Here is a 23,042-nt window from a genome sequence, read left to right as displayed (position 1 = left end):
GCCAGGGCGGCCCGCCGGAACGACGCAAGAGGGTGTTGACAGCCGCTCGGTTCCATGGTTACTTAGTCGAGTAACTAACCAAAGAAGCGGGGTCGATGTGATCGAAGAAGGCAGGGCGCTGTTCCTCCAGATCGCCGAGAGCGTGGAGGACTCCATCGTCGAGGGGAGCCTGCCCGAGGAGGGCCGTGCTCCGTCGACGAACGAACTCGCCGCCTTCTACCGCATCAACCCCGCCACGGCTGCGAAGGGAGTCGCCATGCTCGTCGACAAGGGCGTGATCTACAAGCGTCGCGGGATCGGCATGTTCGTTGCGCCGGGCGCGCGCGAGCAGCTCCTGGCCGAGCGGCGCGCCGCGTTCGCCGACCGCTTCGTGGAGCCGCTGCTGGCAGAGGCGCGCAAGCTCGGGCTCGGCCCCGAAGATCTCACCACCCTCATCCGCGACCGGGCTTCGCTCCCGGCCGCGGCCACCCCCGAAGGAGACGCACGATGACGCACGTGATCGAGGTGAACGGCCTCACCAAGCGCTACCGCGACACTGTCGCGGTGGACGACGTGAGCTTCACCATCGAGAAGGACACGATCTACGGCCTGCTGGGCCGCAACGGCGCCGGCAAGACGACGGTCATGTCGATCCTGACCGCGCAGAACTTCGCCACCGAAGGCGATGTCCGGGTGTTCGGCATGCACCCGTACGAGAATGCGAAGGCCCTCTCGCGCATGTGCTTCGTGCGCGAGAGCCAGAAGTACCCCGACGACGCGCTGCCGCGGCACGCGTTCGCTGCCGCTCGCCTCTTCTTCCCGAACTGGGACCAGGAGCTCGCCGAGCGGCTCATCGAGGAGTTCCAGCTCCCCGCGAAGCGCCGGATCAAGAAGCTCTCCCGGGGGCAGCTGTCGGCGGTCGGCGTCATCATCGGAATCGCCTCGCGCGCGGAGATCACCTTCTTCGACGAGCCGTACCTCGGGCTCGACGCCGTCGCACGGCAGATCTTCTACGACCGGCTCCTCGAGGACTACACCGAGCACCCGCGCACGATCATCCTCTCGAGCCACCTGATCGACGAGGTCTCGAACCTCATCGAGCGCGTGCTCGTGATCGACCGCGGTCGCATCGTCATGGACGAGTCGACGGATGCCGTCCGCGACCGGGCCGCCAACATCGTCGGCGACGCGTCCGCCGTCGAGGCGTTCGTGAGCGGCCGCCGGGTCATCCATCGCGAGAACCTGGGCAATGTGGCATCCGTCACGGTCCTCGGCGCTCTCACGCTCGCCGACCGCGAGCTCCTCGCCGCCGCCGGCCTCGAGGTCGCCCCCGTCTCGCTCCAGCAGCTGATCGTGCGCACCACCCAGCATGCCGCCGACGAGGCATCCGCACTCGACGAAGGAGTACTCCGATGAGCCGCACCGTCAACGTCGTCCGTCTCCAGCTGATCAACAAGCAGACCTACCTGTGGGTCCCGCTCCTGGTGCTCGGCGGCTCGCTGCTGATCACGCTCGCGATCTATGCTCTCCTGCGCGCCTCCGACATTCCGCCCGAGCCGCTCTACGGCGGCGGCTCGCAGGCGCCGCTGTGGCTCTTCCTCTTCGTCGGCATCCAGGCGCTCACGCTGAGCTTCCCGTTCTCTCAGGCGCTGAGCATCACTCGGCGGGAGTTCTACCTCGGCACCCTCCTCACGGCGACCCTCGCGTCGCTCCTGCTCGGGACGGTGTTCGTCGTGGGCGGATTCGTCGAGCAGCTCACCGGCGGGTGGGGGTTGAACGGCTACTTCTTCCGGCTCGACTGGGTGTGGGAGGACGGCGCTGCCGCAGCCGGGCTGTTCTACTTCATGCTCGCCATGATGTTCTTCGTCGTCGGGTTCTGGTCGGCGACGATCTACAAGCGGTTCGGAGCGCTCGGTCTCACGACCGTGCTCGTCGGGCTCGGGGTGCTGCTGGTCGGCGCGCTCTTCGTCATCGGTCAGGCCGACGCCTGGGCGCGGGTCTTCATCTGGTTCGCCGAGTTGGGCGCGCTCGGCATGTCGCTGTGGGGACTCGTGGTCGTCGCGGTGCTCGCCGGAATCTCGTACCTGACGCTGCGGCGCACGGTGCCGTAGTCGGGAGTGCTCATGCGGGGGTGAGCGGATGCCCCGGCACGGCCGCCCCGCGCGGACCGGGTCGGGGCATCCGTCGTCGTGACCGGCGGGTCGGGCCGACCGGCGTCAGCGGCTGTCGGCGGCCTCGGTGTGGTGCCGGATCACTTCCGCGACGACGAAGTTGAACCACTTCTCGGCGAACGCCGGATCGAGCTCGGCCTCCTCGGCCAGACGGCGCAGGCGAGCGACCTGCTGCTCCTCGCGGGCGGGGTCGGATGCCGGCATCCCGTGCTCCGCTTTGAGGTGACCCACCTGCTTCGTGGCCTTGAACCGTTCGGCGAGGAGATACACGAGCGAGGCGTCGATGTTGTCGATGCTGCTGCGAAGGCGCCGCAGCGTCGTCGTCGGGTCCTCGGTCATGGGTGTCCTCCTCGCCATCCGACGATACCCGAGCCGACCGCACCGACGCGGCGCCGGCGCCCTCGCCCGAACCGGGTGAAATCGGCGACGCCATCGTCGGGGCGGACTGCGCGCCCCTAGAGTGTGACGCATGACTGACGCCACCTCGTCGACCGGTGCCGGCGGCACCGGCGCCTCGACGCCCCTCGCAGCCGACCCGGGGGCCGGGACCGACGCATCCAACGACACGACGACGGTGAGCGACCGCACGGCCGCGGCCCTCGCTCTCGCCGAGAATCAGCCGGGCCGCCCGTTCTGGGCGCGACTCGACAATCCCTTCACCGTGGGTCTCCTGCTGACACTCGGCGGGCTGGTCGCGCTGCTCCTCGGAATAGCGCTCGCCAACATCTCGACGATCCTCGTGTACATCGGGCTGGCGGCCTTCGCGGCCCTGGGCCTCGATCCGGTCATCAAGTGGCTGGGCAGGCACGGCGTCAAGCGAGGATGGGCGATCGCCATCCTCTTCCTGGGCTTCGCCATCATCGGCGCCGGACTCCTGTGGCTCGTCGTGCCGACACTGGTCGACCAGATCTCGGCGTTCGTCACCGGCATCCCCGACACGATCGACAACTTCGAGAAGTCCGACTTCTACAGCTGGCTCGAGGGCATCTTCGGCCCGGGTCTCACGACGCTCGTGAACGATCTGGAGAAGTTCATCACCGATCCCGCGAACATCGCGGCGATCTCCGGCGGTCTGCTGAAGGTCGGTGCGGGCATCGCCACGGCCGTCTCAGGCGCCCTGATCGTCGTCGTCCTGACCCTGTACTTCGTCGCGTCGCTCCCCGCGATCAAGGACTCGCTGATGCAGTTCGCTCCGGCGCGCCGTCGCCCGGGTGTGCGGGCCATGACCGACCAGATCACCGACTCCGTCGGCGGCTACCTCATGGGAATGGTCATCCTGGCGTTCTTCAACTCGGTGATCGCGACTCTGCTGCACGCCGTCCTCCAGCTGCCGTATCCGCTGCTCATGGGCGTGCTGGCGTTCTCGATCACGATCATCCCGTTGATCGGACCGGTGCTCTACTGGATCGTCGCGACGGTGATCGCTCTGTTCACCAGCCCGATCGCGGCGCTGATCTTCGCCATCTGCTACTTGATCTACATCCAGATCGAGGCCTACGTGCTGACCCCCAAGGTCATGAACAGGGCGATCGAGATCCCCGGCTCGCTCGTCGTGATCGGCGCTCTCATCGGCGGCACGCTGCTCGGCTTCATCGGAGCGCTGGTCGCGATCCCGGTGACGGCATCGATCCTGCTGATCATCAAGCAGGTCTTCTTCAAGAAGCAGGACGCAAAGGTCTAGCGTCTCGGCGGGTGATCGCCGGCGCCTCAGGCGATCGGCAGCAGGCAGGTCGGCGACGGGGCGGCCGCACGGTGCCGCACGCGTCCGGGGACGCCGGTGCGCAGGTCGAGTGTGAGCGACGCGATCTCGTCGGACAGCTGCCCGGCGACGACGAGCGTGTCGCGGACGACGACGTGGTGCCTCGGCCAGTTCACGCCGGAGTCGACGAGCGCGACGGGGCTCAGCGTCTCACCCGCGCCCCGCACGCGGACCGTCGCGATCGTGTTGCTCCCGCGTACGCCGGCGTAGAGGAACTCGCCGTCGCGCGAAGCGGCGAGCTCGGCGGCGGCATCTCCGGGCAGCACGCCTCCGGCGCCCACCGGCGCGCCGCCGACGATGCGCCAGGTGCCGTCGGCGGATGGGGCGAGGGCGAAGACCTCGCACGAGAGCTCGGCGACGACGTAGAGGTGACCGCTCGGGTGGAAGACCATGTGCCTCGGGCCGCTGCCCTTCGGGAGGGCGAGCTGCTGACCCGGGCGCAGCCCGTTCGGTGTCGCGTGCCAGAACCGCACGAGGTCGAGCCCCATGTCGGTGGTGGCGATCACTCCGCCCGGCAGGAAAGCGGTCTCGTGCGCGCGTGACGGGCGAGCGGATGCCTCGGCCTCCGGCTCCGCGGGCGCCTCGTCGTGCGCCGGCACGAGGTGTGCGTACTCCGCACCAGCGGCCTCGCGCAGCGCGCGCGAGGCGGCGGCGAGGTCGAGCCCGAGTCCGAGGTCGGCGCGTTCCTGGGGCGCATCGGGACCGTAGGGGTCGGCGGCGGCGGGCGCGATGGCGGGCGACGAGGGCAGGCCCGCGGCATCCAGTGTCATGCGCACGACGCGACCGTCGCCCCAGCATGCCGCCACGAGCGAGCCGCCGTCGGGCGCGACGGCGATGTGGCACGTCGCCTCGCCGGCGGGCACGGCCGCGCCGAGGGGGACGAAGGATGCCTCGCCCGTGCGACGGAACGCCTGTACGGCGCCGCGTGCCTCGAGGGCGGCGTAGACGACGTCGAGCGAGGGATGCGCGGCCAGCCAGGACGGGGATTCGGCCGCCGCGACGTCGCCGGCGAAGGAGAGGGAGCCGCCGGCGGAGGCGTCGTCTGCGGCGCCCGCGAGCAGCATCCCGATCCCGCTCGCGGAGCCGTCCATGTCGGCGGTGTAGCCGCCCAGCAGGAAGCGCACCGTCAGTCGTCGATGAGGTCGTGTCGCACGATGACGGCGTCTCGGGATGCCCCGACGCCGATGACCGAGATGCGGGTGCCGCTCATCGCCTCGAGGGCGAGCACGTACTCCTGGGCCTCGAGCGGAAGCTCCTCGAACGTGCGGGCGGTCGAGATGTCGTGCTTCCAGCCCGGGAAGTACTCGAGGATCGGCTTGGCGTGGTGGAAGTCGGACTGGTTCACGGGGACCTCGTCGAACCGCTCGCCGTCGACCTCGTACGCGACGCACACCGGGATCTGGTCGAGGCCGGTCAGGATGTCGAGCTTCGTCAGCACGAGGTCGGTGATGCCGTTGATCCTGGTCGCGTAGCGCGTGATCGGGGCGTCGTACCATCCCACGCGACGCGGGCGACCCGTCGTCGTGCCGAACTCGAATCCGCGCGAGCGGAGGAAGTCGCCGTTCTCGTCGAAGAGCTCGGTCGGGAACGGACCCGAGCCGACGCGAGTCGTGTAGGCCTTGACGATGCCCACGATGCGGTCGAGACGGTTGGGGCCGACGCCCGAGCCGGTCGCCGCGCCGCCGGCGGTCGCCGACGACGACGTCACGAACGGGTAGGTGCCGTGGTCGACGTCCAGCATGGTGGCCTGCCCGCCTTCGAAGACGACGACATCGCCGGAATCGAGGGCCTCGTTGAGGAGCAGCCCGGTGTCGGCGACCATCGGGCGCAGGCGGTCGGCGTAGGACAGCAGGTCGTCGACGACCTCGTCGACGGTGATCGACCGGCGGTTGAAGATCTTCACCAGCAGGTGGTTCTTCTGGTCGAGTGCGCCCTCGACCTTCTGGCGGAGGATGTTCTCGTCGAAGAGGTCCTGCACGCGGATGCCGACCCGGTTGATCTTGTCGGCGTAGGCGGGACCGATGCCGCGGCCGGTCGTGCCGATCTGGCGCTTTCCGAGGAAGCGCTCGGTGACCTTGTCGAGCGTGCGGTGGTACTGCGTGATGATGTGGGCGTTCGCACTGACGCGCAGGCGCGAGGCGTCCACGCCCCGCGCGTGCAGGGCATCGAGCTCGGCGAAGAGCACCTCGAGGTCGATCACGACGCCGTTGCCGATGACGGCGTTCACGCCCGGCGAGAGGATGCCGCTCGGGAGGAGGTGGAGCGCGTACTTCTCGTCACCGATCACGACCGTGTGACCGGCGTTGTTGCCGCCGTTGAACTTGACGACCCAGTCGGTCCGGTCGCCCAGGAGATCGGTGGCCTTGCCCTTGCCCTCGTCTCCCCACTGGACTCCGACGATCACGATGCCTGGCATGGGCTACTCCCCCGTTTATCGGACGGTTACACCCCATCCTATCGGCGCGTCGCGTCGTCCCGCCGATATCGTGAGGCCCATGCGAACGAAGGCATGGGCTCTCACCTGGTCGGTCATGCGTCTTGCCGTGGCGGCGCTCATCGCCGCCGCGATCATCGCGCAGCTCTCGAAGTCGATCGGAACCGCTGCGGAGCTGGGGAGGGATGTCGCGACCACCGTCGCCAACTTCTTCAGCTTCTTCACGATCCTCTCCAACGCCGCCGCCGCGGTCGTGCTGGTGTGGGCGGCGGTCTGGTTCTTCATGAAGGGACGCCACGCCGAGGCGGAGCCGCCGGCGCTGGCCATGTCGCTCGCGTGCGTCACGACGTACATGGTGATCACAGGCATCGTCTACAACCTGCTGCTGCGCAGCATCGAGCTGCCGCAGGGCAGTGCGCCGATCCCGTGGTCGAACGAGACTCTGCACCTCATCGCTCCGCTGTTCCTGCTCGCGGACCTCTTCTTCGGCCCGCTCCGCCGCGCGCTCCCGTGGCGTGCGGTCTGGGGCATCATCGTCTTCCCGCTCGCATGGTGCGCCTACACGCTCCTGCGCGGACCGTTCGTCACGAACCCCGTCAGCGGCGACCCGTACTGGTACCCCTACCCGTTCCTGAACCCGAACGGGCCGGGCGGATGGGGCTCCGTGGCGTTCTGGATCGTGGCGATCTCCGTGACCTTCCTCGCCGTCGCGACGCTGGTCGTCTGGTGGGGACGCCGCGTCGGCCAGGAGCGCGAGCTCGACCACGAGTCCGGCGACGAGCTCGAGGCCGAGTGGGAAGAGGCGCGCGAAGCGCAGACCGACTGACTCCGACGTCGAAGGGGCGGGTCCGCGACGGCGGGGCCGCCCCTTCGTCGTGAGTCAGGCGTCGCGGCGGCGGCGAGCCCCGACGACCGCGAGCACGCCGGCCGCGATCACCAGGAACGCGATCCCTCCGACACCCGCGAGGTGCGTCGAGTCGGACCCGGTCGCGGGCAGCGGCGGGTCGAACCGGTTGTCGACGTTGACGGATGCCTCGGCAGCCGCCTCGATCGTCACGATCGCCGTCGACGGGTCGTCGGATGAGGCGGGCGTCAGCGTCACCGCATCCGCGTCGCCGGCATCGGTCTCCGTGACCGCGCACTCCGCTCCGACCGGCAGGTCCTCGTACAGCGCGGGCTCGGCCGCGGTGACCGGGCGCACCGCACCGCCGGGCACCTCGATCTCCTGGCCGTCCCAGATGCACGCGACCGAGACCTCGAACACATCGTCTTCGTGGGCTGCGGCATCCCCGCCCGAGACGGTCTTCGTCACCGCGAGCGATCCGAGGTCGAACGTGTTGGTCACGGTGACCGCGACGTCGTCGGCGGGGACCTCGATCACGTCGATCGGCTCGCCCTGCGCGTCGGTGACGATCGTCGAGGTCGCACCACCGGTGTCGGTCTCGGTGACGGTGCAGTCGAGGCCGATGAGCAGCGGCTCGTACGTCGTCGTGTAGCCGGGGGCGGCGAGCTCGCGCACCGGATCGAAGGGCAGATCGACCGCGAGGCCGAGCGGCGTCGTGCACGCGAGGGTCACCTCGAAGGGCCCCGCGCCCCACAGGTCGGCTCCGTCGCCCACGATCTCCTTGGTCACCGTGATCGAGCCCGCGTCGAACGTGTTGGTGACGACGACGGTGACCGGCGTCCCGGCGTCGCCGATCGTGACCTCGCCGGGCTCGACGGCGACGGCCGTCGCGCCACCCGTGGTCACCTCGGCGACGGTGCATGTCGCACCCGTGGCGATGTCCTCGATCTCGGATGCGTAGCCGTTCTCCGCATCCAGCGTCACGAAGCCGGCCCAGACGCGGGCAGGCCCGCTGCCGGTGTCGAACGTGCAGTCGACCGCGAGTCGGAACGGACCCTGCCCGTACTCCTCCCACGCCTCACCGTCGCGGACCTTCTCCAGGATGAGAGACCCGGCGGTGAACTCGTTGATCGCCTCGACGTCGACACTCGCCCCGTCGACGACCGTGACGGTCACCTCGGTTCCCTCCACGGGCTCCTGCGCTTCGCCGTCGACGCTCACCACGAACGAGGTGGCCACGGCATCGAGCGTGTCGTCCTCGGTGACGACGCACTCCGTGCCCACCGGAAGTCCGGCGAGCGCCCAGGTCTCGTCGGTGGTCAGCGATTCCGCCATCGGGTTGTCGGCGTCGTAGCCGGTCGCCCACACCTCGACGCCGTCGAACGTGCAGCTGACACTGAAGGCGAACGGCCCGTACACGACCGGATCGCCGAGGGCGTCCTCGCCGCCGCCGTCCACCGTCTTGCGAATGGTGAGGGCCGAGACCTCGTACACGTTCTCGACCGAGATGAGGCCGATCTCGTCCTCCGGTCCGCCCACGATCGCGGTGCCGATGATCGTCGACGTCTGGCCGTACTGGCCCTCGCTCGCGGTGCATTCCGACCCCCATGGCAGGCGATCGACGACGACGGGATCGGCGCCGGGCACGAGCACCAGTTCGGGCAGCGACAGCACCTCGACGCCCGCGCTCTCGCATGTCAGCTGCACGGGGAACCCGTCCGGCGCGAACTCGGCGGCGGGGCCTGAGACGATCTTCTGCAGCTCGATCGGGCCGGTCGGGTGGCTGACGCCGACACGTCGACCCTCGGTGGCGGGAACGACGGTCGGGGTGGCACCGATCGCGGAGCCGCCTGTCGAGACCGTGTTGTACGCGATCGGGAAGTCCGACGCGGCGCGCGCCTCGGGCGTCGTGCGGGTCTGGAACTGGATGTCGAGGGTCTCGGCCGGCTGCAGCGGGTCGGCGTCGGGGAACTCCACGACGAACTTCAGGCTGCGCACCAGCGCCGGGTCGACGGAGCCGTCGAGCGGCAGCCACGCGCCCGCGCCGCAGGGCGCGCCGAGAGGATTCAGGTCGGCCGTGCAGGGCACCGCCGAGGTCGAGTAGTACGTGGTCAGGACGGCGCCTGCCGGCGTGGTGGCCGTCGGCACCAGTTCGACGGCGCCGACGAAGGTCGGCTCCCACTCGCTCTCGCGGGGCAGCTGCACGATGAGGCCCTGGTCGCCCGGCGTCGGGAGGTTGTCGATCGAGACGACCTGATCGAGGGGCAGGGTGCCTGCGTTCACGACGCGGAACCGCCAGGTCTCGGTGCCGCCGGGGAGTGTGACCGGGATGCAGGGCGCGCGGTAGAACCGGCCCGCGACCGCGGTGCCGTCGCATTCGTAGCCCTCGATGGTGGAGAACACCTCGGGGATCCCCGGCTGGCCGTGGTCGACATCCGACCGCACGTACTTGATCGTGCTGAGCGCGGGGACCGCGAGCGGCGAGACGATCGCGTCGTCCATGCACTCGCCGTCGGGTCCAGTGGTGGGGACGCAGTCGTCCAGCGGCTCGTCGACACTGACGACCGCCCAGTTCTGCACCTGCGTCCCGGCGGGGAGGCCCGGCCGGAGCATGAGCTGGATCGTGATCGTGTACGTCTGACCCGGCTCGAGGACGCTGCCCCCGGGCATCCGGAAGAAGATCGTGTCGTCGAGGACGTCGACGTCGACCTCATCCGGATCGGTGGGCAGCGCGGTGCCGTTCGGCGGAACGGGTGCGGCGCCGGTCAGCGCGAACGCGTACGGCGAGACCGTCGGATCGCGATCGGGATCGAGCACGAGCATGATGCCGTCCTCGTCCGTCGGCAGGCGATCCTCGAACAGCGGGTCGTGCAGCGGGGCCTCGCCGCTGTTGGTGAAGGTGAGCGTGAACGGCACGACGGCGCCGGGCCGGATGTCGCCGTTCGGCGACTTCGTCACGGTGATCGCCGCCTCGAGATGGAGGTAGCGGTACTCGGCGTCGGCGGTGTCGCTGTCGGTCAGCGGCCCCGAGCCGACGTTGGCCGACTCTCCGTCGACCTCGACCGTGTTCCAGAAGATGCCCGCGTCCTCCTCGCCGGGAGACGGGACCTGGTCGGCGCGGGTGGTCGGCACCGGACCGCCGCTGCGGAGGTCTGTGCGGCGCTCCAGAAGCACGGGCACGCTGACGACCGGGTTCGACGGATTCTGCCACCCGAGGTCGTTGGCCTGGGCGAACGTGAAGCGCACGCCGTGGAGGTCGTCCGGCGCGGCGTCGAGGAACGCCGTCGCCGTCGCGGTCGTCATCGAGCCCGGCGTGATCGGCTGGCACGTCCACGTGCCGCCGACGCTGTCGGCCTCGACGTTCGCCGCACTGAAATCGCCTCCTGACAGGTAGCACGCGCGCACCTGGCCGACCGGGACGGGCAGGGTCCACGTGGGAGCCATTCCCGCGAAGTCCATCGCGTTCCAGAACGTCGGGTCCTCGTCCGTGATCGTCATGAACCGCGGCCGCGCGGACCCGCCGGGCTGCCCCGTGAGGGTCATCGTGATCTGACCGGTGTCGCCGTCCTTCTGAGACGCCGGAGAGAACGACTTGCCGGCGGTGACCGAGAAGGTCGGCTCCTGCAGCTGGATCAGCGCCGTCTCCTGGTCGCACGCATAGCGGGAGTCCGCCGGCGGCGGGCAGGCGCCGATCGGCTCGATGTCGGCGACGATGCCCTGGGCCGTGTTCGAGATCGGCGAGTCGGCGACCGACACCCGTTCGGTGGTGCCCCGCCAGTACGGACGCAGCCGCACGTCGAAGGCGACCACTCCGGCGCCGTTCGCGGCGATCCGGCCGTCGAAGGTCACCTGGATGCCCGTGACGTCGCACGGCAGCGCGGCGGGGACGAGCGCGAGCGCCTGGGCGACGGTGTAGTCCGCGGGCGCCTGTCCGCTCGGGCAGAAGAGCCGCACGCTGGATGAGGTCGTTCCGGCCGGAACGGTGATCGAGGAGAAGTTGTTGAACGTGAACGCCTCGAACGGGTCCTGCCGCCGGTTCGTCGCCGAACCGGGCGCGGGGTCGTTGATCACGAGCTGATCCACGCGCGCCGGCGTGGTGTTGCGCGTCGTCACCGTGATCCGGCTCAAGGGATACTGGCCGGCCGGGATGCTCGGATCGGTCGGCACCGCGAGGGGCCCGCCCTGCCAGTTCTTGTCGGTCGTCGTCGTGATCGGCACATCCACGATGACGACGTCGTCCGAGGCATCCGAGCCGATCGGGTCGCCTTCGGCGGGGAAGCCCTCGGCGCGCGCGGTGTTGCGGACCACCCCCGGCTGGGCGAGGTTGTAGACGACGTCGCCCAGCACGGGCACGCCGTCGGACCGGCGCTCGTCGCGCACCTGCCACACGAGGGTGACCGGACGCGTGTTGCCGAACGACCGTGCGACGCCCGATCCGACCGGCGGGGCGTCGGGGCTGCCCGCCGAAGCAGCGGCGCGATCGGGGCTCTCGGCGAAGATCAGCCGCACGCCGGTCGTGCTCGCCTGCTCCGCGGCGGTGAGGTTCACGCCGGGGAACTGCCCGACGCAGCCCGCCGGGCACGGGTCGTTCGTCGCGTCGACCCACGCGGTCCCGTTCCACAGCAGCACCTCGAGCACCTGGTCGTACACGATGAGGGGATCCGTGGCCGGGGTGATCGCCTGCACGCGCGTGAGGTTGAACGCGTCGTACATGCTCGCCGCGATCGGCGTGTCCGATGGTGCCGCGACATCGGTGATCTGCACCGTCTCGAGCCCGGAGTAGCCGCCGGTCGACCACGACAGCGTCGAAGGGATCGTGTCGCCTGAGCGGGCGATGACCGACTTCAGTCCGCCCGAGCTCGACGTGCCGAACGCCTTGTCGATGAGGTCCGCGTTGCCGGGATCGGCTGGGATGAGCTCGACTTCGGGGCAGTCCTCGGTCGGCATCGTGGCCGACCCGCCGGGCACACCCGGGGTGATCGCCTCGGCCGACGACTGGGCGCAGTTCGGGACGAACGTCGACTCGTCGTCGGAGAACGGCGGTGTTCCGGTGTAGCGGCCGGTGGGGCGCAGCTCGCTGGTGAAGTTCGGGGCCAGGTCCGTCCCGGGCGGGAAGCCCAGGCCGTCGTCGCCCGTGTACGTGTAGGTGAAGCGGATGCCTCCGGCCACGGCCGAGATCGTGGGATCGATCGGCGCGGAGTAGATCTGCGGGCCGTCGATCCCGGCGGTGAGCACCTTCCACTGCCCGTCGGTCGTGTCGTAGTACTCGATCGTGAGCGACGACTGCGCCGGTACGGGCGTCTGCGTGATCGCGGTGATGTCGAACGCGTTCCACCACACGTCGCCCTCGATCGGGTCCTGAGGGTCCTGGATCACGATGACCTGAGCGTTGCCGGTCGACCCGGTCGTGGTGTCCGGCGGGTTCGGGCGATCGGTGAGACCGCCCGCCAGCGACACCGTCACGATCTGGCCGGGCACAGCGAGGATCTGCGACGGGCGCACCTGCTTGCCGATGTACGGCTCGACGACCTCGTCGTAGATGTAGAGATCGGCCGAGGCATCCGCGTCGCCGGTGACGCCCTGGTTCTCGCCCTGCACGCCGACCACGTTCGTCACGGTGAGGGGAAGCCCTGCGAGGTCGGGATCGGTCGCGACGTCGAAGACGACGGATGTCTCGGCGCCGGGCTGGATCGTGCCCTCGAAGACCACCTCGAACCAGGCCACCAGCGCCGGATCGCCCTCGGTCGCAGGAGGCACGGCCCCGTCGACGAACGACTCGGACTGCTCGCCGCCGCCGATCAGGTGGTAGACGATCGTGCCGGACGTCGCCCCGGCGGGGTAGTCGACGGGGCTCGTGACGCCCGCGAACGTGTACTCGGCGGGGAAGTCGCCGACGGCGGGCTCGCGGATCGTGAGCTCCTCGAGCGGGATCGTGGACTCGTTCGTCGCGCCGATCGTCACTGTGCTGGGCTCGCCGGCGACCACGAGGTTCGGGTCGAACGACTTCGTCGCGCCGACCTGGACGTCGTTCGCAAGGATCGTGAAGTCGGCGCTCGTGTCGGCGGTCGCGCTCTCGCCGTCGAGCGCCACCTCGGACGACACGGTGTTCTCCACGACCGTGCCGTCCGACTGCGCGGCGGCGAGGTCGGTCGTGGCGAGGTCGAGCTCGACAGACGCGGTGGCGCCGGCCGGGATCTCGCCGTCGAACGTGACCCGCGTGCCGCGGACGTCCTCGGCGTCGACGCCCGCAGGGAGCACCCCGCCGGGCGCCGCCACCCACGTCGGCGGCACGTAGACCTCGTATGTCGTCGTCGTCGTGCCCGCCGGCGGCGCGACCGTGCCGAAGCCGGCGAAGCCGAGGTACTCGAAGGGGTTCGGCGACGCGGTCTCGACGGCCGGATCCTGGATCACGAGCGTGTCGACGGTGGCGTTCGAGTCGTTGCTCCCGCCGAGCGTCGCGGTGACCGGGGTGCCGGGGGTGGCGATCGCCGAGCCGGGCGCGATCGTCTTCGCGGGGGTCGTGGCCAGGTCGAGCGGGATGACGGGGGTCACGCCGGCGGATGCCGGCACGTCGACGAAGTTCGCGCCCTCGATGTACGCCTCGTTGAAGACCTCGACACCGTTCGCGTCGTACGACGCGTCGGCGGGAAGCTGCGCGGTGATCTCGACGACGCCGGTCGTGGCATCCAGGATCCCGACCTCATCGCCCGAGGCGCCGTCGAGGTCGGTGACCCAGGTGACGGTGACGGTGTTTCCCGAGATCGCCGGCTCGAGCGCGGTGTTCACACCCGCGCCCACCACGGCGTCGACGACCACGAACGGCGCCGGCACCACGTCGGTGAGGACGGCGTCGCGGCAGCCGACATCGGTGATCGACGAGCATCCCACCGTGAGCGTGTAGGTGAACGTCTCTCCCGGCGCGATGACGTCGACACTCGCATCCTTGGTGAGCGAGGCGACCGCGGTCACATCGCCGGGGGCGGGGTCGGGGAGGACGGGTGCGGCGAACGCGGTCGGCGAGACGGCCAACGAGAGGGTGAGCATTGCCGCGACAGCCAACGCCGCCGCTCTCAGACGCGCCGTGAACTGCACCAGAACCCCCGTTGCGGTCGCTCGTGCGCACTACCCGTTGACCCAGCTGGCGGTGCGCCGTTCGGTCAGCCTAGCCACCGACCCAACCGGACACCAGTGTTGCTGGTGTGCAAGGAGTGCACCGTGGGGGCACCCGAGCGGGTCAGTCCTCGTCGGGGGGCGGGGCGTCCGCGTCGGATCGCACGTCGCCGGACGGCGCCTCGGGCGACCCGACGGAGGGTGCATCGGACGGTTCGTCGGAAGCCAGGTCGGACGGCTCGACCGAAGGCATGTCGACGGGCTCCGACGCGTCCGGGGAGGTCGCCTCGGGATCGACGGATGCCGCACCGTCACCGGACACGACGAAGGCAGCGGCCGCGTCGGCCCCGACCGGCGCGTCTTCAGGACCGCTCTCCGCCTCGGCCGGGTTCGCGGCCGCGAACTCGGCCTCGCGGTCGCGCCGACGGACCAGATCGGGCACGTGCCACTCGCCGTCGGCGAATGCCGGACGCGGCCGGTAGAGACGGATCAGGTAGTTCCAGCCCTCGGGGAGCGGGATGCTGTTCGGCTCGGTCGCGCCGCCCGGAGGTGTGAAGTGCACGGTGACCGCGCCGTCCTCGTCGCGCACGCCCGTGACGCTGTTGACCGTGTAGCGGGCCTCGGGGGTGGGCTCGAAGTATCCGGCCGCGTTGTAGACCGAGACCGACCAGAACGCGTCGACCGGCACATCGTGCATCGTCAGGTCGTAGAAGCCCACGGGAAGCTGCGGGTCGACGCCGACATACGACGCCTCCGAGACGGGCAGCCCGCCCCAGCCCGCCGCCGTGCCGATGAGGTGCCGGACGGGGTCGACCTCGTCGCGGGCGCCGAACGTGCGGTCGAACGAGCGCAGTCCTGCGGCGAGCGCGAGCAGCGCGTTGCGCGTGGCGTCGAGCGACCCCGGGTCGTACTCGGGGCTGACGAAGTCGACGGCTGATCCGACGTCGAGGCGAAGCGCGTCCTGGATCTCGGCGACGTTCGCCAGGTCGGCGGGATCGTCGGGGTCGACCAGGGTGCGAGCGGCGACGAGGACGTAGTCGGTGTCGGGCGCCAGCGCGACGATGTCGTGCTCGCCGGCCTCGTGGATGACGCCGCGGACATAGTGGTCGTGATCGACGATCATCACGGAGAGGTAGCGGTCGCCGGCATCCGGCACCACCACCGTCGCCCCGTCGGAGAGGTCGACGATCGCGAAGCTGTACAGGGTGTCCCGGTTGAGCCGGATCACGGTCTGCGCGTCGATCGACGCCGGCTCACGGTTGTGCCGGAACGTGTTCACGCCGCCGGCCTCGCGCTGGATGTCCGCGAACATCCGGTCGGTTTCAGCGCGCGCGAAGTTGTCGGCGTTCACGTGGATCGTCATGGTTCCACTCTGGACCACCGACCGCCCGGGCGCCATTCCACGCCGTCACAGCGGAAAAGGGTTGACAACCGCCTCAGTAGACTGGAGTCATGTCGAAGGTCCTCCAGTCACTGCCCGTCGGCGAGCGCGTCGGCATCGCCTTCTCCGGGGGCCTGGACACCTCCGTCGCCGTCGCGTGGATGCGCGACAAGGGCGCCGTCCCCTGCACCTACACCGGCGACCTCGGTCAGCCCGACGAGGACGACATCGCGTCGATCCCCGATCGTGCGCTGCAGTACGGCGCCGAGATCGCGCGCATCGTGGACTGCAAGCCCGCACTCGTCGAGGAGGGCTTCGGCGCCCTGGCGTGCGGCGCGTTCCACATCCGCTCCGGCGGCCGCACCTACTTCAACACGACGCCGATCGGCCGCGCCGTCACGGGCACCCTGCTCGTCCGCGCGATGAAGGAGGACGGCGTTGACATCTGGGGCGACGGGTCCACCTACAAGGGGAACGACATCGAGCGGTTCTACCGCTACGGCCTGCTGGCCAACCCGGCGCTGCGCATCTACAAGCCGTGGCTCGACGCCGACTTCGTCACCGAGCTCGGCGGGCGCAAGGAGATGAGCGAGTGGCTCATCGAGCACGGCTTCCCCTACCGCGACTCCGCGGAGAAGGCGTACTCGACCGATGCGAACATCTGGGGCGCGACGCACGAGGCGAAGACGCTCGAGCACCTCGACGTGTCGCTCGAGACGGTCGAGCCGATCATGGGCGTGCGCTTCTGGAACCCGTCGGTCGAGATCGAGACCGAGGACGTCACCGTCACCTTCGAGGCCGGTCGCCCTGTCGCGCTCAACGGCGTCGAGTTCGATCCGGTCGCGCTCGTCTTCGAGGCGAACCGCATCGGAGGCCGTCACGGCCTCGGCATGAGCGACCAGATCGAGAACCGCATCATCGAGGCGAAGTCGCGCGGCATCTACGAGGCGCCGGGCATGGCCCTCCTCTTCATCGCGTACGAGCGACTGCTCAACGGCATCCTCAACGAGGACACCCTGGCCACGTACCACGAGCAGGGCCGCCGACTCGGCCGTCTGATGTACGAGGGCCGCTGGCTCGAGCCGCAGTCCCTCATGCTCCGCGAGTCCATCCAGAAGTGGGTCGGCTCCACCATCACGGGCTCGGTGACGCTGCGGCTGCGCCGGGGCGAGGACTACACGATCCTCGACACCTCCGGGCCCGGCCTGTCGTATCACCCGGAGAAGCTTTCGATGGAGCGCGTGGGCGACGCCGCGTTCGGCCCGACCGACCGCATCGGCCAGCTGACGATGCGCAACCTCGACATCGCCGACTCGCGGGCCCGCCTCGAGCACTACGCCGCGCAGGGCATCATCGGCGGCGCCGCGGGCGACCTCGTCGGGCGCGTGACCGCGGGCGAGGCCGACGAGATCACAGAGCGCGCCGAGACGCAGGATGCCGCCACCGATGCCCTCGACGACGCGATCGAGGCGGCATCCGAATCGGCGATGTACGACGCCGGAACGGACTGACGCCCCGGTCTTCGGACCGAGTGCCGTGGGTCGCGGGTCGCCGCGACGAGACACCCGCTGCGGCATCCGTCCCCAGGTGATTCGCCGCCTGACCGGGGGCGGGTTACGATGCCAGACGGTGCACGCGACCCGAAAGCGCGACACCGAGGACCGCGGCGCATGACATCGCGTTCCGCCCTCTCGCCGATCTGAAAGACCTTCAATGTCGAAGCCCTCCACCGCGCCCGCAGACAGCGTCGACACGGCCGAGACCCCGCGACGCTCCCTAGGGCGCAGGATCGGCATCACGCTGTTCAGCGTGGCCGCCGGCGTCGTCGTGATCGCCCTCATCGCCACCGGATTCGTCGCGTACACGATCCAGCGGTCGTTCCCTCAGGTCGACGGTGCGGTCGCCGTCGGCGGGCTCGGCGAGGAGGTCACGGTGCAGCGCGACGCGCTCGGCATCCCGACGATCACAGCCGGCACGGCCGACGACCTGTTCTTCGCCCAGGGCTACGTCCACGCGCAGGACCGCTTCTGGGAGATGGACTTCCGTCGCCACGTGACCAGCGGTCGCCTGTCGGAGCTGTTCGGCGAGTCACAGCTCCCGACCGACCGGTTCCTCCGCACACTCGGCTGGCGCGAGATCGCCGAGCGGGAGGTCGCGGCGCTCGACGACACCACTCGCGCCTACTACGAGTCCTACGCCGACGGGGTGAACGCGTATCTCGCCGAGCACCAGGGTGCCGACGTCTCGTTCGAGTACGCGGTGCTGGGCCTCCAGAACGACGGTTACGAGATCGAGCCGTGGACGCCCGCCGACTCGGTCGCGTGGCTCAAGGCGATGGCATGGGACCTCCGCTCCAACATCGAGGAGGAGACGGAGCGCGCCGTCATCGCGCCCCACTTCACCGCCGACCAGATGCGGGAGCTCTACCCCGCGTACCCGTTCGACCGGAATCCGGTCATCGTGCCGTCGATCTCGTCCGTTCCGGCCGTCGGCACCGTCGCCGACGTGGCCAAGGACGGCGAGGCCGATGCCGCCACCGCCTCGATCGAGTGGTCCGAGGTCGACGGCGTCGTCGAGGCCGTGAGCGAGCTCGTCGGAGGCGTGGGCGAGGGCATCGGCTCGAACTCGTGGGTGGTCTCGGGACACCTCACCGACAGCGGGAAGCCGCTGCTGGCCAACGACCCGCACCTGGGCGCCTCGCTGCCGAGCGTGTGGCATCAGGTGAACCTGAAGTGCCGCGTCGTCTCGGAGGACTGCGCGTTCGACGTCGCCGGATTCGGCTTCTCGGGCGTTCCCGGAGTCATCATCGGCCACAACGCCCGCATCGCGTGGGGCTTCACCAACCTGACCACCGACGTGACCGACCTCTACCTCGAGAAGGTCGAGGGCGACAGCTACTGGCGCGACGGCGAGCTGGTGCCGCTCGACGTCCGGACGGAGACGCTGAAGGTCGCCGGCGGTGCCGACGAGGAACTCGTCATCCGTTCGACGGGCCACGGGCCGATCATCTCCGGCCTCACCGACGACTACACGGCCATCGCCGATGCCCCGTACACCGGCACCGGCGGTTTCGTCGAGCAGTCCGCGGACGCCCCCACCGGCCAGTACGCGGTGAGCCTGCAGTGGACGGCGCTCTCGCCGGCGTCGACGCCGTCGGCGATCTTCGCCCTCAACCGCGCGCAGGACTTCGACGACTTCCGAGGCGCCGCACAGCTGTTCGCCGTGCCGGCGCAGAACCTCATCTACGCAGACGTCGACGGCAACATCGGCTATCAGACGCCCGGAAGCCTCCCGCTCCGCGGTGCCGGCGACGGCTCGATGCCGCAGCCCGGCTGGGACTCGGCGTACGACTGGCAGGGCTACATCCCGTTCGAGGACCTGCCCGTCTCGTACAACCCCGACGAGGGCTACATCGTTACGGCGAACAACGCCATCGTCGCCGAGGACTATCCGTACTTCCTCACACGGGACTGGGACTACGGCTGGCGCGCGGCGCGGATCGTCGACCTCATCCAGCGGAAGTCGGCGAACGGCTCGCTGACGGCCGACGACATGCGCGACATCCAGGCAGACAACGGCTTCTTCCTCGGCATGCGGCTCTCCGGCGCGTACCTCGAGATCGAGACGGGCGACGAGGGGACGGATGCCGCGCTCGACCTGCTGCGAACCTGGGATGCCCAGAACGACGCCGACTCGCCGGCCGCCGCGTACGCGAACGTGCTGTGGAGCGAGCTCGCCGACAACCTGTTCGTCGAGGGCCGTGAGCACCCGGTGCCGCTGTCCGATCAGGCGCGCCTGTTCCTCGTCGTCGACAGCCTGCTGCGCGACCCCTCGTCCGAGTGGTGGACGAACGAGTCCCTCGGCGTGACCTCGCAGGAGGAGATGCTGACGCGCTCTGCGATCGACGCCCGTGCGCGGCTCGCGGAGCTGCAGGGCGAGAACAGCGCGAAGTGGAACTGGGGCTCGCTGCACGCGCTGCCGCTCATCAGCGACACGTTCGGCGCGTCGGGTATCGCCCCCATCGAGTGGCTCTTCAACCGCGGGCCGTTCCCGGTCGGCGGCGGCTCGTCCGTCGTCAACGCGACGGGCTGGACGATGGACGAGGGCTTCGCGACCGTGACCGTGCCGTCGATGCGCATGGTGGTCGACCTGGCCGACTTCGACGACTCGCGCTGGAACCACTTCACCGGCACCAGCGGCCACACGTTCCACCCGAACTACATCGACCAGACGGCGACGTGGCAGCGGGCCGAGATGACGCCGTGGGCGTTCTCGCGGGATGCCGTGGCCCGGTCGACGTCGAACACCCTCACTCTCGTCCCCGCGCCCTGACCCCCCCCGGTCCGCGCCCCGGTCCGGCGGCCGAGGTCCGCGCCCCCGGTCCGCGCCCCCGGTCCGCGCCCCCGGTCCGCGCCCCCGGTCCGGTCCGCGCCCCCGGTCCGCGCCCCCGGTCCGCGCCCGCGGTCCGGCGGCCGGTCCGGTCCGCGCCCCCGGTCCGGCGGCCGGTCCGGTCCGCGCCCCCGGTCCGGCGGCCGACCGGCGGCGAGAGTGCACGAACGACGGCGGCGGCGTTCCTGCCTCGGCGATTCATGCCCTCTCGACCACAGTCGGCGTTCACGCCAGGAGTCTCCGGACGTGGGCGCTGAGGAGTCGAAGGCCGTCGCTCGAGAGATCAGCGGCCCCGACGAGCACGACCCTGAACCCCTGGTCTTCGAAGAGCCGCACGCGTTGCAGATCCTGCAGCCACGTGCGGCGATCGGAGCGATGGACGTCACCGAGGTACTCCAGCAGCACGCGCCGTTCGATGTAGCCGAGATCGGGATGCCGCACGCCGGCAGCGGTCAGGACCGCGGGCTGCACGGCGGGCTCCGGAAGCCGCTCCCGGACCAGCCCGAGTCGGAGGAGGGTCTCCGGGGGAGAGTCCACCGGAGTCCGCACGCGGGGCAGTGCCCACCGGAGGAGCGCCGCACCGCGCCGTGAGCCGTGCGTACGAAGGGCAGCGGCCAGATCATCCATGGTGGCGAGCGCCGCCTCTCGGCCGAACCTCGTCCGCCGACCGGAGACCAGGAAGTCCGCGGTCGCGACGAGCCACTCGCGACCGACGCTGCGCCCGCGACCCGCCGTCATCGTCGCGAGCGAGACCCAGGTGTCGGCCGGGGTGGTCACCGGCAGACCATGGACGATCGCGGCCGACCCCTGCGGCGAGCTGCGCCTCCAGCCCACGACCCCGCGCCGGCGGACCGCGACGGTTCCTTCCGTGAGAACGTGCAACTCATCCGGAATACCCGGGGGAAGAGGCATCCCCCACAGCCGCGCGGCGGTGGCATGGCTCAGCAGGGCGTCCGGCGGCAGGGCGACGCGCAGCGACCAGCACCGGTCGACGAAGTCGTCGCCGCTTCGCCCGCCCGCGCCCGCCACGCGCACGCCCCAGTGCGGACGTTCGAACCCGCGACGTCGCATGACGGCATCCGACAGCCCGGCCTCGCGCCCCTGCGCGAGGGAGAACGGAACACCGTCCATCCACGGCGGGAGCGCGACCATGGATCGACGATGCCCTCCGCGGCGCTCAGCCGCTGCCCGCGCGGGCCTTTCGGGGAACGCGGCCGCCGGCCCGCACCCTGTGGAGAAGCCGCGGCGCCGCGCAGAAGTGCCCCGAAAGCGCACAATCGACCGTGCAGTGCTTGGGTGGACCGTCATTCGTGCACTCTCGCCGGGGACGGGCGGGCGCGGGCGGGACGGCGGGCGCGGGGCGGGACGGGCGGGCGCGGGACGGGACCGGCGGGCGTGGGACCGGCGGGTGCGGGGCGGGGCCGGCGGGCGCGGGACGAGACCGGGGGGCGTGGGACCGGCGGGCGCGGGGCGGGACGGACTGGCGCGGGGCGGGACCGGCGGGCGCGGGGCGGGACGGGCGGGCGTGGGTCCGGCGGGGGCGGGACGGGCGGGCGCGGGGCGGGACGGACTGGCGCGGGCGGGACGGGCGGGCGTGGGACCGGCGGGTGCGGGGCGGGGCCGGCGGGCGCGGGACGAGACCGGGGGGCGTGGGACCGGCGGGCGCGGGACGGGACCGGCGGGCGCGGGACCGGCTGGGGCGGGACGGGACGGGCGGGCGCGGGACGCGGGGCGGGCGCGGCGCGGAACGGGAGTCAGCCGCCGGCGGCGGGGGGCGTGCGGCGCGAATCGGCGAGCTCGTCGACGAGCAGCGCCGTCTCGTCGATCGTGCCGTTGCGGTAGGCCTGGCGCCCGACCATGTGCGCCGAGAGCGGCGCGGTCGCGAGCTGGATGAGCACGATCGGCACGAGGAACGCCACCACCGGCCACGACCGCAGCGACAGCGCGATCGCGAGGCAGATGAGGACGAGCCCGAGCACCTGCGGCTTCGTGGCCGCGTGCAGGCGGGTCGGCACGTCGCGGAACCGCAGCAGGCCGATCGCGGCGGTGAGGCACAGAACGCCGCCGATCAGGATCAGGATCAGCGCGGCGAGGTCGAGCCACTGTTCGATGGTCATCGCTCCGTGTTGTCCCTTCGTGCGACGAACCGGGCGATCGAGATCGACCCGAACACCCCGACGGCGGCGATGATCAGCAGCACCGGCAGCGACCGGGTGTGGTGGTTGATCGCCATCTCGGCGCCGAGCACGCACATCACCTCGGTGAGGAGCACATCGGATGCCACCGCCCTGTCGAGGATCGACGGCCCGATGATGATGCGCCACAGGGTCAGCAGCGCGGCGACGCCGAACACGACGTAGATGGCGATGAGCAGCACGTTCACGAGGCGTCCTCCCCTGCCCGGGCCGAGGCATCCGCTCGCACCAGCTTCACCTGCGCCGGCGAGCCGACCGCCATCACGATGCGCCGCTCCCAATTGCGCACGCTCTCGCGCTGGCGCTCCACATCGCGGGCGGTGCGGACGCCGATGACGTGGAGGTAGAGGATGCGGCGGTCGCGATCGGTGTCGACGATGAGCGAGCCGGGGATCAGGGATGCCGTCACCCCGGTGTGCGTCATGATCAGGTCGTCGTCCGTCACGAGCGGCACAGCGATGATCGCCGTGCCGGGCTGACGTCCGAAGTTCAGCACCTGCGCGGCGACGGTCAGCGACCCGTGCACGAGCGCGACGATGAACTCGAGCACGAAGACGAGGCCGTACCAGAGGTTCACACGGCCCGACAGCTCGACCGGAGGCAGGCGGAAGACGCGGGTGACGACGACCGCCGCGACCAGGCCGGTGAGGAACGCCACCCACGTGAACTGGCCCCACAGCAGCATCCACAGCGCGATGAGCCATACGAAGAACGGCAGCTGACGCCAGACGCGCGTCAGGAGCATCTTCTTCTCGCCGCCGGCGGCGGTCTGGCGCATGT

Annotated in this window: 16 protein-coding genes; 7 read left to right on the top strand and 9 right to left on the bottom strand. The window is 70.5% G+C overall.

What is annotated here, in order from left to right:
* Positions 1–97 precede the first annotated feature (97 nt).
* Genes EER34_RS06385 through EER34_RS06375 form a run of 3 tightly spaced genes read left to right on the top strand, consistent with a single transcriptional unit; the run spans position 98 to position 2,090 of the window.
* Positions 98–490 (top strand): GntR family transcriptional regulator, encoded by a 393-nt coding sequence (locus tag EER34_RS06385; RefSeq protein ID WP_127473670.1) that lies wholly within the window; start codon positions 98–100, stop codon positions 488–490.
* Positions 487–1,395 carry an ABC transporter ATP-binding protein gene (locus EER34_RS06380; RefSeq protein WP_127473669.1) on the top strand — a complete coding sequence of 303 codons (909 nt, stop codon included), beginning with the start codon at positions 487–489 and terminating at the stop codon, positions 1,393–1,395. The genes EER34_RS06385 and EER34_RS06380 overlap by 4 nt, the downstream gene beginning before the upstream one ends.
* Positions 1,392–2,090: a hypothetical protein gene (locus EER34_RS06375; RefSeq protein ID WP_127473668.1), complete on the top strand. Its 699-nt coding sequence runs from the start codon at positions 1,392–1,394 to the stop codon at positions 2,088–2,090. The genes EER34_RS06380 and EER34_RS06375 overlap by 4 nt, the downstream gene beginning before the upstream one ends.
* A 105-nt stretch (positions 2,091–2,195) precedes the next feature.
* On the opposite strand, the gene EER34_RS06370 is transcribed toward EER34_RS06375, so the two are convergent.
* Positions 2,196–2,489 carry a chorismate mutase gene (locus EER34_RS06370; RefSeq protein ID WP_127473667.1) on the bottom strand — a complete coding sequence of 98 codons (294 nt, stop codon included), beginning with the start codon at positions 2,487–2,489 and terminating at the stop codon, positions 2,196–2,198.
* A 130-nt stretch (positions 2,490–2,619) separates the two neighbouring features.
* Here EER34_RS06370 and EER34_RS06365 point away from each other — a divergent pair, with 130 nt between their 5' ends.
* On the top strand, positions 2,620–3,831 hold the full coding sequence (locus EER34_RS06365; RefSeq protein WP_127473666.1) for an AI-2E family transporter: 1,212 nt from the start codon (positions 2,620–2,622) through the stop codon (positions 3,829–3,831).
* 26 nt (positions 3,832–3,857) lie between these two features.
* Here the strand turns inward: EER34_RS06365 and EER34_RS06360 are convergent, their stop codons facing one another.
* Both EER34_RS06360 and EER34_RS06355 read right to left on the bottom strand, forming a co-directional pair.
* Complete coding sequence (locus EER34_RS06360) at positions 3,858–5,033, bottom strand: lactonase family protein (RefSeq protein WP_127473665.1); 1,176 nt, start codon at positions 5,031–5,033, stop codon at positions 3,858–3,860.
* A gap of 2 nt (positions 5,034–5,035) precedes the next feature.
* Positions 5,036–6,325 carry an adenylosuccinate synthase gene (locus tag EER34_RS06355; protein ID WP_127473664.1) on the bottom strand — a complete coding sequence of 430 codons (1,290 nt, stop codon included), beginning with the start codon at positions 6,323–6,325 and terminating at the stop codon, positions 5,036–5,038.
* 79 nt (positions 6,326–6,404) lie between these two features.
* Between EER34_RS06355 and EER34_RS06350 the strand changes: the two genes are divergently transcribed.
* Positions 6,405–7,169, top strand: coding sequence for a Pr6Pr family membrane protein (locus EER34_RS06350; protein WP_205791395.1), 765 nt, complete (start codon positions 6,405–6,407; stop codon positions 7,167–7,169).
* A gap of 54 nt (positions 7,170–7,223) precedes the next feature.
* On the opposite strand, the gene EER34_RS06345 is transcribed toward EER34_RS06350, so the two are convergent.
* A complete protein-coding gene (locus EER34_RS06345) occupies positions 7,224–14,246 on the bottom strand; it encodes a DUF5979 domain-containing protein (RefSeq protein WP_164743466.1) in 7,023 nt (2,340 codons plus the stop codon).
* Positions 14,247–14,421: 175 nt separating this feature from the next.
* On the bottom strand, positions 14,422–15,660 hold the full coding sequence (locus tag EER34_RS06340; protein ID WP_205791393.1) for a DUF1254 domain-containing protein: 1,239 nt from the start codon (positions 15,658–15,660) through the stop codon (positions 14,422–14,424).
* 89 nt (positions 15,661–15,749) lie between these two features.
* Between EER34_RS06340 and argG the strand changes: the two genes are divergently transcribed.
* Together argG and EER34_RS06330 are read left to right on the top strand one after the other, a co-directional pair.
* Complete coding sequence (gene argG / locus EER34_RS06335) at positions 15,750–17,189, top strand: argininosuccinate synthase (RefSeq protein WP_127473662.1); 1,440 nt, start codon at positions 15,750–15,752, stop codon at positions 17,187–17,189.
* Positions 17,190–17,391: 202 nt separating this feature from the next.
* Complete coding sequence (locus EER34_RS06330; RefSeq protein WP_127473661.1) at positions 17,392–20,010, top strand: penicillin acylase family protein; 2,619 nt, start codon at positions 17,392–17,394, stop codon at positions 20,008–20,010.
* A gap of 282 nt (positions 20,011–20,292) precedes the next feature.
* Here the strand turns inward: EER34_RS06330 and EER34_RS06325 are convergent, their stop codons facing one another.
* The 4 genes from EER34_RS06325 to EER34_RS06310 form a co-directional block, all read right to left on the bottom strand.
* The gene (locus EER34_RS06325) at positions 20,293–21,219 is read right to left on the bottom strand and encodes a hypothetical protein (RefSeq protein WP_127473660.1); all 927 of its coding nucleotides are present in this window, start codon (positions 21,217–21,219) and stop codon (positions 20,293–20,295) included.
* A gap of 602 nt (positions 21,220–21,821) precedes the next feature.
* Entirely contained in the window at positions 21,822–22,184 is a 363-nt protein-coding gene (mnhG, locus tag EER34_RS06320) for a monovalent cation/H(+) antiporter subunit G (protein ID WP_420845962.1), read from the bottom strand.
* Complete coding sequence (locus EER34_RS06315; protein WP_127473659.1) at positions 22,181–22,450, bottom strand: MrpF/PhaF family protein; 270 nt, start codon at positions 22,448–22,450, stop codon at positions 22,181–22,183. Before EER34_RS06315 ends, mnhG begins: the two co-directional genes overlap by 4 nt.
* Entirely contained in the window at positions 22,447–23,040 is a 594-nt protein-coding gene (locus tag EER34_RS06310; protein WP_240642244.1) for a Na+/H+ antiporter subunit E, read from the bottom strand. The genes EER34_RS06315 and EER34_RS06310 overlap by 4 nt, the downstream gene beginning before the upstream one ends.
* Between the last annotated feature and the right edge of the window lie 2 nt (positions 23,041–23,042).

Origin of the sequence: Microbacterium sulfonylureivorans, assembly GCF_003999995.1 — a bacterium.
Classification (GTDB): Bacteria; Actinomycetota; Actinomycetes; order Actinomycetales; family Microbacteriaceae; genus Microbacterium; species Microbacterium sulfonylureivorans.
The sequence above is the reverse complement of the archived record's forward strand: the minus strand, read 5'-3'. Positions and strand labels throughout refer to the sequence as shown.

What these genes read in the sequence shown, in the direction of transcription:
- EER34_RS06365 (WP_127473666.1), top strand. Translation starts at nt 2,620, where the DNA reads ATGACTGACGCCACCTCGTCGACCGGTGCCGGCGGCACCGGCGCCTCG.
- EER34_RS06340 (WP_205791393.1), bottom strand. Translation starts at nt 15,660, where the DNA reads ATGACGATCCACGTGAACGCCGACAACTTCGCGCGCGCTGAAACCGAC.
- EER34_RS06370 (WP_127473667.1), bottom strand. Translation starts at nt 2,489, where the DNA reads ATGACCGAGGACCCGACGACGACGCTGCGGCGCCTTCGCAGCAGCATC.
- EER34_RS06330 (WP_127473661.1), top strand. Translation starts at nt 17,392, where the DNA reads ATGTCGAAGCCCTCCACCGCGCCCGCAGACAGCGTCGACACGGCCGAG.
- EER34_RS06375 (WP_127473668.1), top strand. Translation starts at nt 1,392, where the DNA reads ATGAGCCGCACCGTCAACGTCGTCCGTCTCCAGCTGATCAACAAGCAG.
- argG (WP_127473662.1), top strand. Translation starts at nt 15,750, where the DNA reads ATGTCGAAGGTCCTCCAGTCACTGCCCGTCGGCGAGCGCGTCGGCATC.
- EER34_RS06355 (WP_127473664.1), bottom strand. Translation starts at nt 6,325, where the DNA reads ATGCCAGGCATCGTGATCGTCGGAGTCCAGTGGGGAGACGAGGGCAAG.
- mnhG (WP_420845962.1), bottom strand. Translation starts at nt 22,184, where the DNA reads ATGACCATCGAACAGTGGCTCGACCTCGCCGCGCTGATCCTGATCCTG.
- EER34_RS06325 (WP_127473660.1), bottom strand. Translation starts at nt 21,219, where the DNA reads ATGGTCGCGCTCCCGCCGTGGATGGACGGTGTTCCGTTCTCCCTCGCG.
- EER34_RS06350 (WP_205791395.1), top strand. Translation starts at nt 6,405, where the DNA reads ATGCGAACGAAGGCATGGGCTCTCACCTGGTCGGTCATGCGTCTTGCC.
- EER34_RS06380 (WP_127473669.1), top strand. Translation starts at nt 487, where the DNA reads ATGACGCACGTGATCGAGGTGAACGGCCTCACCAAGCGCTACCGCGAC.
- EER34_RS06310 (WP_240642244.1), bottom strand. Translation starts at nt 23,040, where the DNA reads ATGCGCCAGACCGCCGCCGGCGGCGAGAAGAAGATGCTCCTGACGCGC.